At 65.3% G+C, this 21019-nt stretch carries 21 protein-coding genes and 1 pseudogene; 10 read left to right on the top strand and 12 right to left on the bottom strand.

Annotation, left to right across the window (positions count from 1 at the left end):
- Positions 1–51: 51 nt before the first annotated feature.
- Both rlmB and cysS read right to left on the bottom strand, forming a co-directional pair.
- The gene (gene rlmB / locus AC2W7L_RS13700; protein WP_486004896.1) at positions 52–990 is read right to left on the bottom strand and encodes a 23S rRNA (guanosine(2251)-2'-O)-methyltransferase RlmB; all 939 of its coding nucleotides are present in this window, start codon (positions 988–990) and stop codon (positions 52–54) included.
- Between the two features lie 60 nt (positions 991–1050).
- Positions 1051–2502, bottom strand: coding sequence for a cysteine--tRNA ligase (gene cysS, locus AC2W7L_RS13695; RefSeq protein WP_486004895.1), 1452 nt, complete (start codon positions 2500–2502; stop codon positions 1051–1053).
- Between the two features lie 248 nt (positions 2503–2750).
- Between cysS and AC2W7L_RS13690 the strand changes: the two genes are divergently transcribed.
- From AC2W7L_RS13690 to AC2W7L_RS13670, 5 genes are all read left to right on the top strand, one after another.
- On the top strand, positions 2751–4310 hold the full coding sequence (locus tag AC2W7L_RS13690) for a sodium-dependent transporter (RefSeq protein WP_127364920.1): 1560 nt from the start codon (positions 2751–2753) through the stop codon (positions 4308–4310).
- Between the two features lies 1 nt (position 4311).
- Positions 4312–4425, top strand: a complete 114-nt coding sequence (locus AC2W7L_RS13685; protein ID WP_081770452.1) for a methionine/alanine import family NSS transporter small subunit — start codon at positions 4312–4314, stop codon at positions 4423–4425.
- 338 nt (positions 4426–4763) lie between these two features.
- On the top strand, positions 4764–5855 hold the full coding sequence (locus AC2W7L_RS13680; RefSeq protein ID WP_486004894.1) for an S-(hydroxymethyl)mycothiol dehydrogenase: 1092 nt from the start codon (positions 4764–4766) through the stop codon (positions 5853–5855).
- Positions 5855–6526, top strand: coding sequence for an MBL fold metallo-hydrolase (locus AC2W7L_RS13675; RefSeq protein WP_486004893.1), 672 nt, complete (start codon positions 5855–5857; stop codon positions 6524–6526). The genes AC2W7L_RS13680 and AC2W7L_RS13675 overlap by 1 nt, the downstream gene beginning before the upstream one ends.
- A gap of 282 nt (positions 6527–6808) precedes the next feature.
- Positions 6809–8128 (top strand): amino acid permease, encoded by a 1320-nt coding sequence (locus AC2W7L_RS13670; RefSeq protein WP_486004900.1) that lies wholly within the window; start codon positions 6809–6811, stop codon positions 8126–8128.
- Between the two features lie 116 nt (positions 8129–8244).
- On the opposite strand, the gene AC2W7L_RS13665 is transcribed toward AC2W7L_RS13670, so the two are convergent.
- From AC2W7L_RS13665 to AC2W7L_RS13650, 4 genes and pseudogenes are all read right to left on the bottom strand, one after another.
- Positions 8245–9231, bottom strand: a complete 987-nt coding sequence (locus AC2W7L_RS13665) for a hypothetical protein (protein ID WP_486004892.1) — start codon at positions 9229–9231, stop codon at positions 8245–8247.
- 16 nt (positions 9232–9247) lie between these two features.
- Positions 9248–9732: pseudogene (gene ispF / locus AC2W7L_RS13660) on the bottom strand (2-C-methyl-D-erythritol 2,4-cyclodiphosphate synthase).
- Positions 9729–10634 (bottom strand): IspD/TarI family cytidylyltransferase, encoded by a 906-nt coding sequence (locus tag AC2W7L_RS13655; protein ID WP_486004899.1) that lies wholly within the window; start codon positions 10632–10634, stop codon positions 9729–9731. Before AC2W7L_RS13655 ends, ispF begins: the two are co-directional and overlap by 4 nt.
- Positions 10635–10645: 11 nt before the next feature.
- Positions 10646–11128, bottom strand: coding sequence for a CarD family transcriptional regulator (locus tag AC2W7L_RS13650; protein WP_025779034.1), 483 nt, complete (start codon positions 11126–11128; stop codon positions 10646–10648).
- Positions 11129–11480: 352 nt separating this feature from the next.
- On the opposite strand from AC2W7L_RS13650, the gene AC2W7L_RS13645 reads away from it, so the two are divergent.
- Positions 11481–12044, top strand: a complete 564-nt coding sequence (locus tag AC2W7L_RS13645; protein ID WP_486004891.1) for a hypothetical protein — start codon at positions 11481–11483, stop codon at positions 12042–12044.
- A 150-nt stretch (positions 12045–12194) separates the two neighbouring features.
- Here the strand turns inward: AC2W7L_RS13645 and AC2W7L_RS13640 are convergent, their stop codons facing one another.
- Positions 12195–12878, bottom strand: a complete 684-nt coding sequence (locus AC2W7L_RS13640) for a response regulator (RefSeq protein ID WP_486004890.1) — start codon at positions 12876–12878, stop codon at positions 12195–12197.
- Positions 12875–14302: a sensor histidine kinase gene (locus tag AC2W7L_RS13635; RefSeq protein WP_486004889.1), complete on the bottom strand. Its 1428-nt coding sequence runs from the start codon at positions 14300–14302 to the stop codon at positions 12875–12877. Before AC2W7L_RS13635 ends, AC2W7L_RS13640 begins: the two co-directional genes overlap by 4 nt.
- Positions 14303–14572: 270 nt before the next feature.
- On the opposite strand from AC2W7L_RS13635, the gene phoU reads away from it, so the two are divergent.
- The gene (gene phoU, locus AC2W7L_RS13630; protein WP_486004888.1) at positions 14573–15235 is read left to right on the top strand and encodes a phosphate signaling complex protein PhoU; all 663 of its coding nucleotides are present in this window, start codon (positions 14573–14575) and stop codon (positions 15233–15235) included.
- A gap of 81 nt (positions 15236–15316) precedes the next feature.
- Here the strand turns inward: phoU and AC2W7L_RS13625 are convergent, their stop codons facing one another.
- Complete coding sequence (locus AC2W7L_RS13625; RefSeq protein ID WP_486004887.1) at positions 15317–16261, bottom strand: EamA family transporter; 945 nt, start codon at positions 16259–16261, stop codon at positions 15317–15319.
- Between the two features lie 71 nt (positions 16262–16332).
- Between AC2W7L_RS13625 and AC2W7L_RS13620 the strand changes: the two genes are divergently transcribed.
- Positions 16333–17250 (top strand): LysR family transcriptional regulator, encoded by a 918-nt coding sequence (locus AC2W7L_RS13620; protein ID WP_486004886.1) that lies wholly within the window; start codon positions 16333–16335, stop codon positions 17248–17250.
- Between the two features lie 75 nt (positions 17251–17325).
- Here the strand turns inward: AC2W7L_RS13620 and AC2W7L_RS13615 are convergent, their stop codons facing one another.
- On the bottom strand, positions 17326–18069 hold the full coding sequence (locus AC2W7L_RS13615) for a phosphoglyceromutase (protein ID WP_486004885.1): 744 nt from the start codon (positions 18067–18069) through the stop codon (positions 17326–17328).
- Between the two features lie 171 nt (positions 18070–18240).
- On the opposite strand from AC2W7L_RS13615, the gene AC2W7L_RS13610 reads away from it, so the two are divergent.
- Positions 18241–19284 carry a bile acid:sodium symporter family protein gene (locus AC2W7L_RS13610; protein ID WP_486004884.1) on the top strand — a complete coding sequence of 348 codons (1044 nt, stop codon included), beginning with the start codon at positions 18241–18243 and terminating at the stop codon, positions 19282–19284.
- A complete protein-coding gene (locus tag AC2W7L_RS13605) occupies positions 19281–19919 on the top strand; it encodes a GNAT family N-acetyltransferase (RefSeq protein ID WP_486004883.1) in 639 nt (212 codons plus the stop codon). The genes AC2W7L_RS13610 and AC2W7L_RS13605 overlap by 4 nt, the downstream gene beginning before the upstream one ends.
- 18 nt (positions 19920–19937) lie before the next feature.
- Here AC2W7L_RS13605 and AC2W7L_RS13600 read toward each other — a convergent pair whose 3' ends face one another.
- Together AC2W7L_RS13600 and AC2W7L_RS13595 are read right to left on the bottom strand one after the other, a co-directional pair.
- A complete protein-coding gene (locus tag AC2W7L_RS13600; RefSeq protein WP_486004882.1) occupies positions 19938–20318 on the bottom strand; it encodes an iron chaperone in 381 nt (126 codons plus the stop codon).
- Positions 20315–21007: a YbjN domain-containing protein gene (locus AC2W7L_RS13595; RefSeq protein WP_486004881.1), complete on the bottom strand. Its 693-nt coding sequence runs from the start codon at positions 21005–21007 to the stop codon at positions 20315–20317. The genes AC2W7L_RS13600 and AC2W7L_RS13595 overlap by 4 nt, the downstream gene beginning before the upstream one ends.
- Between the last annotated feature and the right edge of the window lie 12 nt (positions 21008–21019).

Here is a 21019-nt window from a genome sequence, read left to right as displayed (position 1 = left end):
CCCAGCAACCTCGCGCGAGGTTGCTGGGCCGCCGTCAGGTAGTAAGGAGGGTCAGGGGCGGCGGGCTCTGGCCACCTCGTAGAGGGAGACGGCCGCGGCGATGCCTGCATTGAGTGACTCCGTGGTCGCGGCGATCGGGATCGACACGATCTGGTCGCACTTCTCCGAGATGAGCCGTGACAAGCCCTTGCCTTCGGAGCCGACGACGATGCACAGCGGGTCGCGGGTGAAGGTCAGTTCGGGCAGGTCGACGTCGCCGTCCATGTCGAGACCGACGACGAAGACGTTCTGCTTCTTCAGCTCGTCGATCGCCCGCGCCAGGTTGACCACCTGCGCCACGCGGATGCGCGAAGCGGCACCGGCAGAGGTCTTCCACGCCGCGGCCGTCATCGAGGCGGCGCGACGTTCGGGAATGATCACACCGTGGCCGCCGAAGGCCGCCGTCGACCGGACGATGGCACCGAGGTTGCGCGGATCCGTGATCCCGTCGAGGGCCACGAGCAGCGGAGTCTCGGCGCGGTCCGCCGCGTACTCGAGCAGGTCGGCCGGGTCGGCGTAGTCGTACGGCGGGACCTGCAGGGCGATGCCCTGGTGGATCGCGTCATCGGTGAGGCGGTCGAGGTCGGGCTTGCTCGCCTCGAGCATCGAGATGCCGCGCTGAGTCGCCAGAGTGATGGATTCGCGCACGCGATCATCGGAGTCGATGCGCCCGGACACGTACATCGCGGTAGCCGGAACGCCCTCGCGCAGAGCCTCGAGGACCGAATTGCGCCCGGCGACCATATTCGGTCCGAGCTCCTTCTTCTTCCGCTTCGCCTGCGCCGAGGCGTTCGAGCTCTTGCGCTGCTGCGCGGCCTTGTGCGCCTTGTGATAGACGCGGTCCTCGGCCTTGGGCGTCGGACCCTTGCCGCGCAGGCCGCGCTTGTTCTTGCCGCCCGACCCCTTGGTCGGGCCTTTCTTCGAACCGCCGGAGCGGGGATTGGAAGCCATGTGAATCCTTCGAATTCGTTGGGGTCGCGAGCTCATACCCGTGACCGAAGATCGTCGTCCTCAGCCCTCGCCGAGGTGGTAGCGGTACCCGTCGGCCGTGTCCTCGATGATGACGCCGGCCGCGGCCAGTTCGTCACGCAGGGCATCCGCGGTGGCGAAGTCCTTCTCCGCCTTCGCCTCGGCCCGCCGCTTGGCCATGGTGGCCACAAGGGAATCGAGCGCGGACTCCGCCTTGGCATCGGCCGCCGATCCGGCCCAGACCGCTGCGCTGGGATTGACCCCGAGGATGTCGAGCATGAGCTCCACCTCGGCGACGATCCGCGCCAACCCCGCCCGGTCGCTTCCGGAGTCGAGGAGCTTCGCACCGTCGCTCACGGAGGCGAAGACCACAGACAGTGCGCGCGGCACACCGAGGTCGTCGTCGAGGGCGGCGGCGAATTCGGCGGGAACATCGACGCTGCGTCCGGCGTAGGCGTCACTGACGTCCGGCAGTGCCGGAGCGTCGGTTCCGAGTGCCTGGCGAGCGCGCTGGAGGAAGTTCCGGAGGCGTTCGAGTGAGGCCGCGGAGCGTTCCATCGCCTCGTTCGAGAAGTCGAGGATCGACCGGTAGCTGGCACCGGTGAGGAAGTAGCGAACGGCCAACGGGCTGAACGTGTCGAACAGGTCGGAGGCGAAGACCGAATTGCCCAGCGACTTCGACATCTTGTCCCCGCCCACGTTGAGCAGGCCGGAATGCATCCAGATGTTCGCGAACTGGTCGCCCGCAGCACGGGACTGCGCCAGCTCGTTCTCATGGTGGGGGAAGCGCAGATCGAGTCCGCCGCCGTGGATGTCGAAGTTCGACCCGAGGTACTTCGTCGACATGGCCGAGCACTCGATGTGCCAGCCCGGTCGGCCCCGTCCCCACGGCGAGGGCCATGAGGCGGTGATCGGCTCGGTGTCCTTGTGCGCCTTCCACAGCGCGAAGTCCCGGGCGTCCCTCTTCCCGCGCAGCTCGGCGCCCTCGGACAGCTCCATGTCCTCGAGCTTCTGGTTCGTCAGTGCCCCGTACTCGCTCCACGAGGCGGCGTCGAAGTAGACATCGGCGCTGCCGTCGAGCGCGGGGTAGGCATGACCTGCCTCGATGAGGCGGGTGATGAGTTCGATCATCTCGGTGATGTGTCCGGTCGCGCGCGGCTCGCTGCTCGGCGGCAGCACGTCGAGAGCCTCGTAGGCGGCGGTGAAGGCGCGTTCGTACTTGTACGCGTGAGCGAACCACTCCCGCCCCGCTTCGACGGACTTCGACAGGATCTTGTCGTCGATGTCGGTGACGTTGCGGATCATGGTCACCCGGTAGCCGCTGTAGAGCAGCCAGCGGCGCAGAGTGTCGAACACCGACGCCGAGCGCAGGTGGCCGATATGCGGCTCGCCCTGCACCGTGGCGCCACAGACGTAGATACCGACCTGACCGTCGTTGACGGGGCGCAGTTCTTCGGTCGTGCGGCTGGCGGTGTTGTAGAGCGAGATAGTCACGCCCCCAAGTCTACCGGGCGTGGAAGATTTCCCGGTTTCCCATTATTCGATACACGACTGTTATGCGCATCACGTGACGGCGGGCACATTGCCCAGCGTTTTCACAGTAAACTGGAGCCATGCAATGAAGCCGCAGCAGAGATCAGTTCTCACATCACGGACTTCACATCGGACCACCGATCTCACAGACGAAACTTCGGTGGCCCCACTCGGTCGCGATGATCCGCGACCGGACAAGAAAGGACATCATGTCACCCACGTCATCACCCCGGAGGGAGGTCTTCGTCTCCCGCGGCGCGTTCATCTTCGCGGCCATCGGTTCGGCGGTCGGCCTCGGCAACATCTGGCGCTTCCCGTATGTCACCTACGAGAACGGCGGCGGCGCCTTCCTCATCCCCTACCTCGTCGCTCTGCTGACGGCAGGCATTCCGCTGCTGTTCTTCTACTACGCGATGGGCCACCGGTCTCGCGGATCGGCTCCGCTGGCCTACCGGATGACTCACCGTGCCGCCGAGCCCATCGGTTGGTTCGCCACCGGAATCGCGATCATCATCGGCATCTACTACGCCGCCATCATCGGCTGGGCCGGCTCCTATATGTTCTTCTCGCTGAGTGAGGCCTGGGGCGATGACGCGGAGGGCTTCCTCTTCGGCGAGTACCTCAAGCTCGCAGACCCCGGCATCTCCTTCGAATTCGTTCCCGGCGTGCTCATCCCGCTCATCATCGTGTGGGCCATCGTCCTCGGCATCCTCCTGCTCGGTGTGCAGAACGGCATCGCACGGTTCTCGAAGATCTTCATCCCGCTGCTCATCGTCCTCTTCCTCGCCCTCGTCGTCCGGTCGCTGTTCCTTCCCGGCGCGGCGGAGGGACTGAATGCACTGTTCACTCCCGACTTCTCGGCACTGACAGATCACAAGGTGTGGATCGCGGCGTACGGTCAGATCTTCTTCTCTCTGTCCATCGCCTTCGGCATCATGATCACCTATGCCTCCTACCTGAAGAAGAAGACGAACCTCACCGGCTCCGGTCTCGTCGTCGGCTTCTCGAACTCGGCGTTCGAGATCCTCGCCGGCATCGGAATCTTCGCGGCCCTCGGGTTCATGGCCTCTGCGCAGGGCGTCGAGGTCTCCGAGGTGGCGTCGTCGGGCATCGGCCTGGCCTTCGTCGGCTTCCCGACGCTGATCTCCCAGATGCCCGGTGGGGCGATCTTCGGATTCGTCTTCTTCGCCTGCCTCGTCTTCGCCGGTCTGACCTCTCTGATCTCGATCGTGCAGGTGCCGATCCAGGCTCTGCGGGACAAGTTCCGTCTCAGCAACAAGACCTCGACGGCGACCGTCGGCGGAGCGATGGCGATCGTCTCGCTGGTGCTCATGCCCACGGTGACCGGACTCTACGCGCTCGACACCATGGATGCCTGGGCGAACAACATCGGCATCGTCGGCTCGGCCGTCCTCGCGATCGTCGTCGTCGCATGGCTGCTGGGCAAGCTGCCGGTGTTCAAGCGTCACCTCAACGCAGTCTCGAGCTTCAAGCTCGGGTGGACCTGGATGATCCTCATCTCGATCACCGGTGTGGTGCTCGCCTACATGCTCGTCACACAGATCATCACCTACGCCACCGACGGCTACGAGGACTACCCGGCCGTCATCATCGGCACCTACGGCTGGGGCATGATCGCTCTGCTCGTCGTCGCCTCCATCGTCCTCACACTGGTCAGATGGCCGAAGAAGACGATCGACGACATGAACGAGGCGATCGCCGACTCCGTAGCCGAAGAGAACCTCCGCAACGAGACCAAGGGAGTCTGACATGGGCACTTCAGCAATCGTCATGATGGTCATCGCCATGGTCACCGTCTGGGGCGGCCTGGGAGCCGCAATGCTGCACCTGCGCAAGCATCCCGACGAGGACGTCGCCGACTGACGGTCCGGGTGAACCCCACCCCGTTCACGACCGGCTGAGTCGGATCCGCAGCGCCGCCTCGGCGACGTGGATCGGCTCACCCCCGCCGAGGCGGCCCGATGCATCCCCCGCATCGGGCCGCCTTCGTCGTTCCACCTTCACCCGTCCTTGGGGAGTCCACCACCGGACCTGCCCCGCCGGTTTCCAGCGCATCGTCTCACCACCGCATCCGCCACTGGTCGAGCCCAGCGCGCTTGGTTAGGGTGGGGATTGTGAGCACCCCGACCGGGGGTGCGCTCAGTCCACGTCGGGTGTTCCCACCAGTCGGACCCCGTCACCGAAGACATTTAGGAGACGCAATGCCACAGACAGTCAAGGGCGTCATCTCCCGCAGCAAGGGAGCCCCAGTCGAACTCACCGACATCGTCATCCCGGATCCGGGTCCGGGCGAGGTCGTCGTCGATGTGAAGTCGTGCGGCGTCTGCCACACGGACTTCCACTACCGCGAAGGCGGAATCAGCGACGACTACCCGTTCCTGCTCGGCCACGAGTCCGCCGGGGTCGTCTCCGAAGTCGGCGACGGGGTCACCGAGGTCGAGGTCGGCGATTTCGTCATCCTCAACTGGCGCGCCATCTGCGGAGACTGCCGTGCCTGCAAGCGTGGTGAGCCCTGGTACTGCTTCGACACCCACAATGCTTCGCAGAAGATGACCCTGCCCGACGGCACCGAGCTCGAAGCCGCTCTGGGCATCGGCTCGTTCGCCGAGAAGACGCTCGTCGCCGCGGGCCAGTGCACGAAGGTTCCCGAAGCCGACCCGGCAGTCGTGGGTCTGCTCGGCTGCGGAATGATGGCCGGGATCGGTGCCGCCATCAACACCGGTGAGGTCACCCGCGGCAAGTCTGTGGCCGTGATCGGTGCCGGCGGTGTCGGCTGCGCGGCGATCGCCGGTTCGGCTCTGGCCGGAGCGAACACGATCATCGCCCTCGACATCGATGAGAAGAAGCTGTCCTGGGCCAGCGACTTCGGTGCCACGCACACCGTGTCGACGAAGGGCATGAGCGAGGACGAGGTCGTCGCCGCGATCCAGGAGCGCACTGGAGGCTTCGGCGCCGATGTCGTCATCGACGCCGTCGGACTCCCTGCCACGTGGCGGCAGGCCTTCTACGGCCGTGACCTCGCAGGCACCGTCGTCCTCGTCGGCGTGCCGACTCCGGAGATGGAGCTCACCGTTCCGCTGCTCGACGTGTTCGGCCGCGGCGGCAAGCTCAAGTCCTCATGGTACGGCGACTGCCTGCCCGACCGCGACTTCCCGATGCTCGTCGACCTCTACCAGCAGGGACGCTTCCCGCTGGAGAAGTTCGTGTCCGAACGCATCGGCCTCGGCGACGTCGAATCCGCTTTTGAGAAGATGGCCAAGGGCCAAGTCCTACGATCGGTGGTGGAACTGTAATGACAGCTATTGAGCATCTCGTCACGGCGGGCACATTCTCCCTGGACGGGGAGACGCACAACGTCGACAACAACGTGTGGATCATCGGCGATGATTCCGAGGTCATCGTCATCGACCCCGCCCACGACGTCAATGCGATCGCCGAGGCGGTCGGATCCAGAGACGTCAGGGCCGTTCTGCTCACGCATGGTCACGACGACCATGTGGGAGTCGTCCGCGACTTCGCACAGCGGGTGGGCAACCCCACTGTGTACCTCAATCCCGATGACTATGTGCTGTGGGATATGACCTATGAGAACTACCGTCCCGAGGGACAGATCGCCCACGGCGACACCTGGACCGTCGGCGGAATCAAGCTCAAGGCCCTGCACACTCCCGGACATTCCCCCGGTTCGACGTGCTTCTTCGTCGAGACCGGTCTGCCGGCTCCGGCCTCGGCTGGTGCCGGTCGGGCCGTCGGTCCGGTGCTGTTCTCCGGGGACACTCTGTTCAACGGCGGTCCCGGAGCCACGGGACGTTCGCATTCGAGCTTCGAGACGATCATCGAATCGATCCGCGACGTGCTCTTACCGTTGCCTGAGGCGACCGTCGTGCTCACCGGACACGGCGGTTCGACTTCGATCGGCGCCGAGAGCCCGGCCCTCGAGGACTGGATCAAGCGCGGACACTGATCCGCAGCTGGCCGTCCGCTGACGGCTGGCCGCCCGCTGACGGCTGGCCGGTCCTGATGCAGATCGCGTCACCGGCAGGCCGCTGAGCGGGGCCGGATCACGCAGTGCAACTCGCACACGCGGGTCGCGACCCACACGGGTTCGCGACCCGCGTCTTGGCTTTCCAGCACCGACGGATAGACTCGTCGGGTGCCTGAATCACAGTCTTCCCGGCCCGCCGAGTCAGCGTCTGCCTCGGCCACCGGCGCTTCCGCCACGACGTCCAACGGCCTCAAGGTGGGGATGAAGCCCCGCCATCTGGTGATGATGAGCCTCGGCTCGGCGATAGGCGCCGGTCTCTTCGTCGGCTCCGGTGCCGGAGTGCAGGCGGCCGGACCCGCCGTGCTCATCTCCTACGTCGTCGCGGGCCTCATCGTCATCTTCGTCATGCGGGCCCTCGGCGAGCTCGTCGCCGCCGATCCGAATCCGGGAGCATTCTCGCACTATGCGGGCAAGGCCATGGGCCCGGCCGCGGCCTTCGCCGTCGGTGCCCTGTGGTGGGTCCAGCTGTGCCTCGTCGTCGCCGCCGAGGCCACGGCCGCCGCGCAGATCGCGGCCTCCTATATTCCGGCCGTCCCCCAATGGGTCATCGCCTTGGCGATCATGCTCATCTTCACGGCCATCAACCTCACCACCTCGGGCAGCTTCGGTGAGTTCGAGTTCTGGTTCTCACTCATCAAGGTCGCCTTCGTCGTCCTCTTCGTCGCCCTCGGTGCCGCGTACCTCTTCGGGTGGACGCCGGCCGAACCACCCGCGCAGATCTTCTCCGACGGGTTCATGCCCACCGGCATCTCCGGCATCGCCGCCGGTCTGCTCGTCGTCGCCTTCGCCTTCGGCGGCATCGAGATCGTCGCGGTCGCCGCAGCCGAGACCGCGAACCCCCAGCGCAGCGTCTCCCAGGCGATCAAGACGATCGTGTGGCGCATCCTGTTCCTCTACATCGGGTCCGTGGCGATCATCGTCCTCGTCCTGCCGTGGACGGACGACAGGCTGGCCGAATCCCCGTTCGTGGCCGTCCTCGACACCGCAGGACTGCCGTTCATCGCCTCGCTGCTCGCCGCGGTCATCGTCATCGCGCTGCTGTCGTCGATGAACGCGAACATCTACGGAGCGTCCCGGATGTCGTTCTCGATGTCGCAGCGGTCCATGCTTCCGCGCGGGCTCGGCCGCACCAACCGCCGCGGAGTGCCCGTACCTGCGGTGCTGGCCACCTCGGCGTTCGGTTTCGTCGCCGTCGCGCTCAACTACTTCTGGGCCGCCGAGGTCCTCGGCGTCCTGCTCAACATCGTCGGCTCGACGCTCATCGTCACCTGGGTCGCGACGTTGGTCTCGCAGATCGTCCTGCGTCGTCGCGCCGAGGCGGTCGGGCAGTCCCTGCCGCTGCGCATGTGGGGCTACCCCTGGCTGTCGTATGTCACCTTGGCAGGAATCGCCGTGATCATCGGGCTCGGCCTGACCGTCGAATCCGTGCGCTTCCAGATCGTCGGCACGCTCATCTTCGTCGTCGCGCTCTACCTTGTCGGTCTCGTCGTCACGAAGCGCAACCCCAACGCGAAGGTCTGAGTCCGGGGATCACCGCCACCGAGGCGGCTGTCGACTTCCGAGCTGAGGCCCTGGCAGTCTCCCGTGGCCCCTGTCATATCCCCCGCGGCCTGAGTGCAGTCCCCCGCGGCCTGAGTTCAGTCAAAGCTCTCGTCAAGCGCAGCAATGAGCTCGCGCAGTGCCACCGCGGAGTCGGCGCCGCCTGCGGACAGGGCCCACCCGGAGAGCATGTCCCGGGTCTGACCTCTGTGCCGGGCGAAATGTCTGCCCGCATATTGTGTGACGTCGATCGGCACGGTGCGCTCCAGTGCTTCGAGCACGAACCGGGCGGCGAACCCGAACACCGAGATCGGCGCCCCGAGCCGACCACGCACGGCTTCGCTCGCAGCCTTCGAGGGTCGGCCGAGATGCAATTTCAATGCGGCCCAATTCCCGTCGTGGACGCTGAGTTCGGCGACGAAGGGGATGAACACCGTCGGAGGCAGCACCACGGTCGCCATCGGCACCGGCAAGGCGAGCCGACCCAGTCCGCGAGCGAGCGATCGCACCGCGTTCCGCGGGCCGGCGACGAGGAACCGCGGAGCACCGGCCGGTGCCCAGAACCTCACTTCTCGCCCCGCCTCCAGCCGTTCGGACAGGAACGCGGGCGCGAACACGACCACCTCGGCGTCGGGGAATTCGGCACGTGTTCGCTCGAGGTCCCCTTCGACCTGGCTCGTGGTCGCGATGAACGTCGGTGCGATGTCCCGGATCGCCGAGGCTACCTCCGGATCGAGATCACCCGGTCGGGTCGTGAGCACGATGAGATCCCAGCGTCCCGCAGCGGCGGCTTCGGCCCGGCTTGTGATCGTCACGCGCCGAGTCGTCGCCACGCGAGTCACCGACCAGCCATCACCATTACCTGCGTGTCTGCCTATGGCTCGCCCATTCTCTCCCTCGCACCTGCCGGGTCGGGCCTCAGGGCGGTCGGAATCGGTCGGATCGAGAACGCTCACGCCCCGCGGAAAGGCTGCCTGCATATCGGGGCCAGCTACGCGGGAGACGACGGCGACTTCGTGGGCATCGGTCAAGAGCGCTGCCCCGGCGATGCCGATGGCACCGGCTCCTTGGAAGAGGACTCTCACTGCTGGCTCTCCTCACTCAGTGCGGGTAGATCAGTGCGGTGGCAATGGCGGCGACTCCCTCACCGCGTCCGGTCAGCCCGAGACCGTCAGCGGTGGTGCCCGACACCGATACCGGTGCTCCCACTGCATCCGACAGTGCTTGCTGGGCCCCGGTACGGCGGGTGCCGATCTTCGGTCGATTGCCGATCACCTGGACTGAGATATTGCCGATCTCGAATCCTGCCGCGCGGACGATTCGGGCCGCCTCGGCAAGCAGCATCGAACCCGAAGCACCGGCGAACTCTGGGCGGTCGACGCCGAAATGCTCACCGAGGTCGCCGAGCCCAGCTGCGGAGAACAAGGCGTCGCAGCAGGCGTGGGCGGCCACGTCGGAGTCCGAATGCCGTCCAGTCCGGGTTCGCCCGGCCACAGCAGTCCCGCGACCCACAGTTCGCGCGCGGGATCGGCAGCGAAGGCATGGACATCGACACCGATGCCAGTACGGGGACTGATCTGATTCATCGTGGCTCCTTCGCCGAATCCGGCTCACCTGTTCCAGGTGCGACAGCTCCGTCACGCATCCGGGCGAGCTGTTCTGCGAGGGTGAGGTCGAGCGGGTACGTGATCTTCAGTGCCTCTTCGTCACCCTCGACGGCGAGGACGTCAACACCCAGTCGTTCGACCAGCCCTGCATCGTCCGTCGGTGCAGCACTGGCCGCTTCCTCAGCGCCATCGTTGGCAAACCGCTCATAGGCCCGCAGCAGCACCTCGGTGCGGAACCCCTGAGGCGTCTGGACCCGTCGCAGCTCGGACCGGTCGAGTTCTCCCCGAACCGTTTCACACGGGCCAGCACCCTCAGCCCTTGCCGGATCCGAATTGTTTGGTCGATCCGCGGTGATATCCGCGTCAGAACCGCCGTGGATCGACCAAACAATTCCGTTGGATGTGCGATCCGCGACTGCACCCGTGTTCGTGTCCGCACGCACGGCCGGTTCGGAAACGGCCCGCCTGACGGTGTCGATCATCGGCAGCACCGGAATCACCGCCTGGGCGCCGGAGCGCAGTCCGGCAACCACTCGGGTGAAGACATCGGGCGGGGTCAGACACCTCGCGGCATCATGGACGAGAACATATTCGGCATCGCCGGTAAGTTTCAAGGCCCTTTGCACTGTGGAAATGCGATCATTACCACCTGCTACGGCTGTAATTGAAATTTCGCATTTCCGCCCAACCGATACTTCAGCGATTTCTTCGCGTGCGCGCAAAAGAAAATCCTCGGGAGCGGCCACCACGATTGTGGTGGCGACTCCCGAGGAGATGATCGCCTCGAGGCTGCGAGCCAGAAGCGTCCGTCCGTTCACACGAACGAAGGCCTTCGGCTCACTGCAACCCAGACGGGATCCCGACCCAGCGGCCGGGACGATGACACAGGTGCTCAGGATGCGAGCACTTCGTCCAGCAGAGCTTCTGCTTCGGACTCTTCCTTCTTCTCGGCCAGTGCGAGTTCGGAGACGAGGATCTGGCGAGCCTTCGAGAGCATGCGCTTCTCACCGGTCGACAGGCCGCGGTCCTGCTCGCGACGCCAGAGATCACGGACGACCTCAGCAACCTTGATGACGTCACCGGACTGCAGCTTCTCGACATTGGCCTTGTACCGACGGGACCAGTTCGCGGGCTCTTCCACGAATTCGGCACGCAGGACGTTGAAGACCTTCTCAACGCCTTCTTCACCGACGACGTCTCGCACACCCACCAGATCGCAGTTCTCTGCCGGGACCTCGATCACGAGATCGCCATGGGCGACCTGGAGCTTGAGATACAGCTTCTCCTCACCTTTGATGGCACGTTTCTTGATTTCTTGGATTGTCGCTGCACCGTGATGTGGATAGACAACAGTGTCGCCGACCTGGAAACTCATATTCTCTTCAAACCCCTTTCGCGGAATACCAGTTTACCATGAGGCTCGCCACAGAAATCGTTCAGGGTAGCGAATCTTCATGCTAGGCTCCGCCCCTGCCCCGCCCCGATCTCAGTACTCCTGATGCCCCAGCCAGCGAGAACATGGGCGAGAGGGCGCATTGCCGCGAAGGCCGGAAGAGAACTTCGACCGACGGCGGTGTGAGCCGGACTTCGCTCCTTCTTCACCGAAACTTCAGCCGCGACGCGCCCGGGGTCGCGGAACTCCGTCCACTCCGAGCACTCGGTTCTACAGCAGGTCAAAAACCGGGTAGTATACAGACTGATCTTGTATTGCCACTTCAAGGAGCATAATGAAACGGCACAACCGCGCGGCTCTCGCCGTTGCCGCACTCGCTCTCGTTATCCCCGTCAGCGGATGTGCAAGCCTGCTGTCTCCCCACCAGACTGCCGAATATCAGTACAACGGCGGCGATGGGGCTTCGGGGTCCGTCGGCGAGGTCGACGTCCGTGGGCTCCTGCTCATCACGGACCAGGAAGCCTCCGGCCCGGCTCAGCTGTTCTTCACCCTCATCAACAAAGGCGACTCCACCGCCAAGGTGTCCATCGAGGTCGGCGACACCACGGTGAGCGAGTCGGTCAAGGCAGGCGACACCTTCGTCCAGGATCCGAAGAGCCCTGAGACCTCCTCCAAGGAAGTCGTCACCGTCGACAGCCTCAAGGCTGAGCCCGGCGACCTCGTCGACGTCACCGTCAAGAACGGCAGCGACGAGAAGGTCATCGAGACTCAGCTCCTCACCGACGCCCTGCCGTACTACGAAGAGTACGTTCCGTCGGAGTCGCCATCCGAGTCCCCGTCGGACATGCCAAGCGAGGATGCCGGTGCGGCAGAGGGAACCGCGACGGCCAACGGCTGATCAGCCCTTCTCTCGCACCGGACCCAGTCCCTCGCGAGAGCACGGAAGGAGCCGCTCACATCATGTGAGCGGCTCCTTCCGCATTCACCGCCGACCCGTCGGTCCCGACTTCACCGACCGTGCGATTCCGACCGGCGCCGGCAGTCGCCCTCAGGCCTCGAACTTGTACCCGAGTCCGCGCACCGTGGTGAGCAGACGCGGGTCCGAGGGATTCTCCTCGATCTTCGCACGCAGGCGTTTGACGTGGACGTCGAGCGTCTTCGTATCGCCCACGTAATCCTCACCCCAAATCCGGTCGATGAGCTGACCGCGGGTCATCACGCGACCGGAGTTGCGCACGAGGATCTCGAGCAACTCGAACTCCTTGAGCGGCATGGACTGCTCTTCACCGCGCACGGACACGACGTGGCGTTCGACGTCGATGCGCACTCCCCCGGCCTCGAGCACGGACTCGTCCTCGAATTCATCGGTCTCGACATTGCGGCGCAGCACCGCTCGCACGCGAGCCAGCAGCTCGCGTGAGGAGTACGGCTTCGTCACGTAGTCATCGGCGCCGAGCTCAAGCCCCACGACCTTGTCGATCTCCGAATCCTTGGCCGTGAGCATGATGATCGGCACATTGGATTTCGCCCGCAGTTCGCGGCACACCTCGGTGCCGGAAGCACCGGGCAGCATGAGGTCGAGCAGGACCAGATCGGCACCGGTGCGGTCGAACTCCGCCAGAGCCTTGAGCCCGTCATCGGCGACCGTCACCTCGTACCCTTCCTTACCGAGCAGGTACGACAGCGGGTCCGAGAACGAATCTTCGTCCTCGACAAGCAGAATACGAGTCACGTTGTGAGCTTCCTTTGTTCGCTTTCTTCGGTCAGATTCTTGGGTGAGTCGGCGGTCGCCCCGCCGTCTCCATCATCTCCAGCGGAGGCTTCCTTGTCGCCGTTCGGTCCGCCAACGGTCGCCGAGGCGGTCCCAACCGGACCGTCGTCGTCCGCCGAGACGGTCCCAGTGGGTCCTTCGTCGCCCGCCGAAGAGGCGCCCGTGGGCCCGTCCTCTTCCGCCGAGGCGGTCCCAGTCGAGTCCGCGGAATGCTCGATGAGAACCCCGGCTGGGGCCGAATCGGCGGCGGAGCCGTCAGCTGCGGTTCCGGCCAGAGGGAGCACGATGGTGAACGTCGAGCCCTTGTTCAGCCGGCTCCACACCCGCACCTCACCTCCGTGGGTGGCGACGATGTGCTTGACGATGCTCAGTCCCAGTCCGGTGCCTCCGGTGATCCGAGACCGGGCCGGGTCCACTCGGTAGAAGCGTTCGAAGACGCGTTCGGTGTCCTGAGCGGTCATGCCGATGCCCTGGTCGGTCACGGCGATCTCGATGCGCTCGTCGACGAGGTCGACTCCGACGCCGACGCGGGTGCCCTCCGGTGAGTAGTTCACCGCGTTGTCGATAAGGTTGCGCACTGCGTTGACGAGCAGTTCGTAATTGCCTTCGATGAGCAGGTCGCTCGGCGGGGAGACCTCGATATGGATGTTCTTGCCCTCCGCCCCGGTCCGGGCACGGTCAGCGGCATCGTCGACCACCTCGGCGACGGAGATCTTCTCGGTCGTGGCAGGAGCGGCGTGGTCCTGGACGCGAGAGAGGTCGATGATCTCCTGCACCAGCTGGGTCAGCCTCTTCGACTCCCGCTGCATCCGTCCACCGAAGCGTTCGACGGCGGCCGGGTCGTCGGCGAAGTCGGTGACAGCCTCAGCGAGCAGTGCCATCGCACCGATCGGCGTCTTGAGTTCGTGGGACACGTTGGCGACGAAGTCGCGGCGGACGGCGTCGACGCGCTTGGATTCGGTCTGATCGTCGCAGAGGACAAGGACGAAGGAGGTGCCCAAGGGGGCGACGCGGGCATGGAGATAGCGGAGCACGGATTCGGACTTCTCCCGTGTCTGCTCGAGGTCGATCTCTTCGATGAGACCGCGGGCGCGGACGCGGCCGACGACCCGAAGCATCTCGGGAGACGCGAGCGAGTGGCCTCTGACCAGGCCGAACGTGTACGCGGCAGGGGACGCTTTGACGACATCGTCGCCGGCGTCGATGACGATCGCAGCCGACGGCAGGACGGCCAGAACTTCGGCGATGCCCTCGGGCAGATCGTCCTCGGAATGCAGATCGGCAGCATCGCGGGAGCGTTCACTGAATCGGAACGCAAGAATTCCTGCTATACCCAGGCCCAGGCCGACGACGCCGGTCAGGACCGCCACTACTAAGAGATCCACAGTCTCCAGCTTAGGCGTTGTCCATCGTCCCGGCGCACCGAATTCACTTCTGCTGGCAGTATTTGCCGAGGAATTCACCTTCTCGTCTGGAGTAGTTCACCCGATCGTGCGATGCTGACGTCTGTGTGCCTGCGTTCCCCATCGTTCCCGCCTTCCGCTTTCCCCCGCTGAGGGTGCGGACCGGAAGCGCCGGCACTCCTCAAGACACCACCAAGCACCACCGACAATCACCCCCGATTGTCACGATCAAGAGTTAGGGAACCGCAGTTCATGCGCGAAGTCTTCAGAAACGAACTGGACGATCTGGCCACCCAGCTGGTCGGCATGTCCACCAAGGTCCTCGAGGCCATCCGCCTGGCCAATCAGTCGCTGCATTCGAATGATCTCGAGCTGGCCGAGCAGGTCATCGAGGCCGACTCCGTCATCGACAATATGCAGTTCACGCTCGATCAGCAGGCCGCCGAGATGCTCGCCCTGCAGGCTCCGGTGGCCGCAGATCTGCGAGCCGTCATCGGTTCGCTGAGGATGTCGGCATCGCTCGAGCGCATGGGCGACCTCGCCCGCCACATCGCCCAGCAGGTGCGCATCCGCTATCCGGAGTCCGCGATCCCCGACCTCTTCGAACAGACGTTCATGCGGATGGGCGAGTCCGGTGAGAAGATCGCCGAGGCGACGCAGAGCCTGCTCTCGAACCCCGGACTGTCAGCCGTGCCCACGATCAATTCCATCGACGAGGAGCTCGACGAGCTCCACCTGAGCGTGTTCGGGAAGCTCGGCGAGGCTCCGGCAGGCTCGCTGGCTCCCCGGCATATCGCCGATGTCACCCTGCTCTCGCGCTACTACGAACGCTTCGGTGACCATGCAGTGTCGGTGTCGCAGAAGGTCGAGTACCTGCTCACCGGCAACTGGGAACCCTACCTGTCGAAGAAGTAAGACCCCGCTCGACGAAGCACGAAATCAGCGAAGCGCCCCGGCACTGCCGGGGCGCTTCGCATATCCGGACCCGACGAGCCCTCAGCTGGAGGCGGACACCTCTTCCAGCGTCTGACTCACGACGACCTTTCGGCGCCGTCTGGGCCCGTTCCTGATGCCGCGCGCCAGGGTCTTGAACACTCCCGTCGTCACGGCGACGCCGATGAGCAGGAGGACTCCGCCGATGAGTTCGGCGATGCTCGGACGATCTCCGAGCACGATCCAAGCGGAGAGCACTCCGACTGGAGGAACGAGCAGCGAAAACGGAGCGACTTGGGAGGCCGGGAAGCGAGCGAGCAGCGAGTTCCAGATGACATAGCCGACGAGCGATGCCAGACCGGCGGTGTAGACGACCGAGGCGACGACACCCCAGGTCGGGTGCGTAATTGCATGAGCTACCTCGGCGGGTCCGTCGATGAGCGTCGACAGTGCCACCATCGGGATCGGGACGACGAGAGCCGACCACACGGTCATCTGCACTCCGTTCGTTCCGGGTTTCACGCCGCGGGCGATGACGTTGCCGGTCGCCCAGGACAGGGCGGCGCCGACGGCGACGAGGAAAGCGACGATCGGCACAGAGGCCTGCAGACTCAGACCGATGACGGACAGGCCGACGAGTCCGATGAGGATGCCGATGATCTGGCGCCGAGTCGGAATCTCATGCAGCACGAGCGCCGCGACGATGACGGTGAACGCGGCTTGGATCTGGATGACGATCGAGGTCAGCCCGGCGGGCAGGCCGAGCGCCATGGAGGTGTAGAGAAGACCGAACTGACCGGCCGACATGAAGGCGCCGATGAGGAGGATGCGGCCGAAGGAGCCGCGGGGAAAGCGGACGAAGAAGATCGCCGGCACCACGACGAAGGTGAACCGGGCGGCGACGAGGAGCAGCGGGGGCCAGTCGCGCAGGCCGAAATCGATGAAGATGAAGTTGACGCCCCAGAGCACGACGACGAGGAGGGCGAGCATGTAGTGGACCGAGCGCATGACTCAAGCATTCCAGTGATGTCGTCAAATTTCCATTGAAAGTCCGTCCACTGTTTCTTTAAGATAATTTGATGATCGATACTGTCGCGCTGCGCACTCTCGTCGCCCTCGATTCGCTCGGATCAGTCACGGCGACGGCCGAATCCCTGGGGTACACGCCGGCGGCTGTGAGCCATCAGCTGCAGAAGCTCTCGCGCACCCTCGGCGCACCCGTGACCGAGCGGACGGGCCGCGGCATTGCGCTGACCCCGGTGGGGCGGGAGCTCAGCCGCCGCGGGGCCGGACTTCTGGAGGAGCTGGAGAGCCTGGAGACCGCGGCCCGCGCACAGTCGGGTGAGCCGCGGGGGCGGATCACGGTGGGCGGGTTCTCGACGGGGATCCGCGGACTGCTCGTGCCCGCATTGCCGCGGTTGGCCGCCTCGGCGCCGGAGCTGACGGTGTCGAACTTCGAAGAGGAGCCGGACGAGCTCATCGAAATGGTCACGGCGGGCAGGATCGATGCCTCGCTCGTCTTCGGCTGGGACTCGTCCTCACTGCACCTGCCCGCGACGCTGATCTCGGAGCGGATCACCGTGGATCGGGCCGATATCGTCATGCACCGCGATCATCGTCTGGCCGCCTGCGCCGAGGTGACCCGCAGTGATCTGCTCGGTGAGATGTTCGTATCGGCTCCGCGCAATGCCGTGTGCCATCGCTGGCTGACGGCGCTGTTCGAAGAGCTGGGCAGCAAACCGCGGATCGACTATTGGGCCATCGAATACGACACGCAGATCGAGTTCGTCCGTGCCGTCGGGGCGTTGGCGCTGGTGCCGCGGTTGGGCAGGCCGCATCTGCCGGATGATGTGGTGGCGGTGCCGCTCGATGATCCGAGCATCGCCCGCACGATCTCATTGGTGTGGCGGAAATCGATGTCGGCTTCCCCCGCGATCGCCCTGCTCCTCGAGGAGATGAAGGCGATCGCCGGGCAGGCCGACACGATCAGCGCATGAGTCCGGGCCGAGGGCGTGCACCCGAGCCCGGACCGAACCCGCCCCGACCCCGGTGGGAACAGGACAGGACGAGGCTCAGCGCCCCTGGTTGGCGACTTGGCCGATGGCCGCCGCGGCTGCCTCGGCGTCGAGGTAGGTTCCGCCGGGGGTGACCGGGGTGAACTCCTCGGTGAGTTCGTAGTGCAGCGGAATGCCGGTGGGGATGTTCAGTCCCGTGATGTCGGCATCGGAGATCCCGTCGAGGTGCTTGACCAGTGCGCGCAGCGAGTTGCCGTGGGCGGCCACGAGCACGGTCTTGCCGACGGTGAGTTCGGGCACGAGGGTGTCGTACCAGTAGGGTAGGAGGCGATCGATGACGTCGGCGAGGCACTCGGTGCGGGGCAGCGCGTCGCCGAGGTTGGCATAGCGAGCCTCACCGGCCTGCGAGAATTCCGAACTGTCGGCCAGGGCCGGCGGCGGGGTGTCGAAGGAGCGGCGCCAGGTCATGAACTGCTCTTCGCCGAACTCGTCGCGGATCTCCTTCTTGTTCTTGCCCTGCAGCGCGCCGTAGTGGCGTTCGTTGAGGCGCCAGCTGCGGTGGACGTCGAGCCAGGACAGGTCGGCGGCCTCGAGCGCGATGTTCGCGGTCAGGATCGCGCGCTTGAGTCGCGAGGTGTAGACGACGTCGGGGATGAGGGTCTTCTCGCGCAGGAGCTCGCCGGCGCGCTTGCCTTCGGCACGGCCTTTGTCCGTCAGGGTCACGTCGACCCATCCGGTGAACAGATTCTTCTGGTTCCATTCGCTCTCGCCGTGGCGAAGCAGGATGAGGTTATACGTCATGGCTCCATTTTGACACGACCTCTCCGGCGGGGTCGTCGGTGACCGTCGGCGCCACCGCCCCTTCCACCTGGCAGGGTCGCCGGCGGACGCCGGCGCCTCCCCCTCAGCCGCGCGATCTCAATTTCTGGGCATGCGTCTCGAATGACAAAACGCACAGAGTAGCCTGTACTCATGTCACACACGCCAGCACACCAGGCTTCCGGAGGCGCTGCTGCTCCCGCGGCCGACCGCAGTTCGATCATCGCCGTCACGGCTCTGCCGGTCCTCGTAGTCATCGCGGGGGTGCTCGGGTTCCTTCTGCCCGATGCGTTCACCCCTCTGGCCCCGTCGATCACATGGGCGCTCGGCGTGGTCATGTTCTTCATGGGGCTGACCCTGACGCTCCCGGACTTCGCTCGCATCGCGAAGCGGCCGTGGATTGCTGTGCTCGGTGTCGTCACTCAGTTCGTGGCAATGCCGCTGCTCGGCCTCCTCGTCGTGACCATCTACTCGCTTCCGCCCGAGATAGCCGTCGGAGTCATCCTCGTCGGCTGCGCTCCCGGCGGCACCGCGTCGAATGTCGTGACCTACCTGGCGAAGGGCGATACTGCGCTGTCGGTGTCGATCACGACGCTGTCGACGCTGTGCGCTCCAGTGCTCACCCCGCTGCTGACTCTGTGGTTGGCGGGCTCGTACATGGACGTGCCGTTCTGGTCGATGTTCGTCTCGATCTGCCAGACCGTGCTCGTACCCGTCTTCGTCGGTGTGATCGTCCGCGTGTTCGCGTCGAAGTTCGTCGACGCGATCGCGCCGGTGCTGCCGTGGCTCGCCTCGATCGCCATCGCCTATATCGTCTCGATCGTCGTGGCCGGCTCTGCGGGTTCGATCGCAACGGCCGGTGTGCTCGTGCTGTTGGCGGTTGTCACGCACAATCTGCTCGGGCTCGGCGTCGGCTACGGTGTGGCCGCGGCCTGCCGCCTCGACACCCCGACGCGTCGCGCGCTGTCCTTCGAGGTCGGACTCCAGAACTCCGGTCTGGCTTCGACCCTGGCCACCACGTACTTCTCGCCGCTGGCTGCGTTGCCGGGAGCCGTCTTCAGTGTGTGGCACAACGTCTCCGGCGCCGTGCTCGCTTCCCTCTTTGCACGCCGTCCCTACAGCACGTCGCCGGTCGATGCGTCCGGCCGTGAACCCGCGGCTGCCGGTGCGACGTCCGCCGGAACCACGACTCGATGACCACCGAGGCGGCTCCGCACGACGAGCACTCGGGCCGAGGCTTCGACGGCTTCTCCTCGGCGACCCTCGACCTGGCGGGCCGGACGTTCCGCATCCGCCGGGCCACCGCAGCCGATGTGCCGGACCTCGTCGCAATGCTGCGTGATGACGTGCTCGGGGCAACCCGCGAGTCCGGCACCGAGGATGCAGACGTCTATGCTCGTGCCTTCGCACTCATCGACGCCGATCCGAATCAGCTCCTCGTCGCCGTCACCGAAATCGCGGGCCGGCCCGAGGCTGAGGTCGATGGCAAGACTGAGCCTGCGGACCAGGTCGAGACTGCCGATCAGGCTATTTCAGCCGGCCCGACGCACAACGGATCAACGCTCGTCGGGACCCTGCAGCTGAGTCTGCTGCCCAGCCTGTCCCGCCGCGGCACTCTCCGCCTGCAGATCGAAGCGGTGCGGATCGGCGCTTCGGCGCAGGGCATCGGGCTCGGCACAGCGGTCTTCGAATGGGCTCACGACTGTGGACGCCGTTTCGGCGCCGGTCTCGCTCAGCTCACCACGGACCGGTCGCGCACAGATGCCCATCGTTTCTATGACCGGCTCGGCTATATCGCCAGCCACGAGGGAATGAAGCTGCCGCTCGACTGAGACCAGCTCGCCCTCACCTCACATCCACTTCACTCCGTCGACCTCGAATTCGCGGATTCGGTGGGCGATCATCTCGGTCAGCAGTTCGGTCGGAATCTCGTCGCCGTAGGGCAGCTTGATCGAGCCCTTTCCGGTGTCGAAGTCCTGCAGACGATCGGCGAAGGCTTCCTTCGTGCTGGGTGTGAAGACGACGTTCGCGTGCTTCTTATAGCCGGCGAACACGAACAGGATCGAGTCGAGGGCGTAGGCGGGGCTGCCCCATCTGAGGCTCTCCTCGGCCTGCGGCGCGGCGACACGACTGAGCTCACGCAGCCTCGTGAGGAAATCTCGGTGCTGTTCGTCGTCGAACGAGGCGATGTACTCGTCGACGCTGGCGGGCTTGGACGTCTCGCCGCTCATGAACGCGGGCCTCGGCTCTGATCGTCGGCGGAGTCTTCCGAAGCGCCCTGCCCAGCCGCGTCGCTAGACTGACCCGCTGCCTCGTCCACCGACCCAGCCATCTCGCTAGACGCCCCATCCCCGTCGCTCTCCCGATCGGCCGTGACCGCCGGAGGTTCGGCATCGGCCGCGCCGAAGGTGCCGAGGAATTCATTGTCATCGCCGCTGAGCACCTTCTCGAAGGCCGCAAGGTTGCGCGTCGACTCGCCGCGGCCGACCCTCCACGCCCATTCCTTCTTCATCCCGGTGCGGAATCCGATGAGGAGGAGTTCGTTGAACGAGGAATCCGCCGTGGCGAGCATCGCCCCGAGCAGTCCGTCGAGTTCGTCGAGCAGATGTTCGCGGGGCACGCTCGCCCGCAGATACACATCGCCGAGGCTGTCGATCGCAAACGACACCGGCCCCGGTTTGAGATTCTTCTGGAGCAGCCACCGATTGAACTCGGCCGAGTTCTCGTCGGGATGGCGGATGACGAACGCCTGCAGATGCGCGGTGCGAGCGAAGACGCTGATCGCCACGTTCGTCTTGAGCTTCTTCTCCCCCGGAAGGGTGACGACGATCTCCGTGTCCTCGATCGAGTCCACGGGAACGTCGTTGCTCTCGGCCCAGGTGCGCACTCCGGCCAGGATCGCCTCGGTGTCGGTGCTCATGCTCTCACGCCT

The organism is Brevibacterium sp. LAARM3_SD1 (assembly GCF_057364765.1).
The sequence above is the reverse complement of the archived record's forward strand: the minus strand, read 5'-3'. Positions and strand labels throughout refer to the sequence as shown.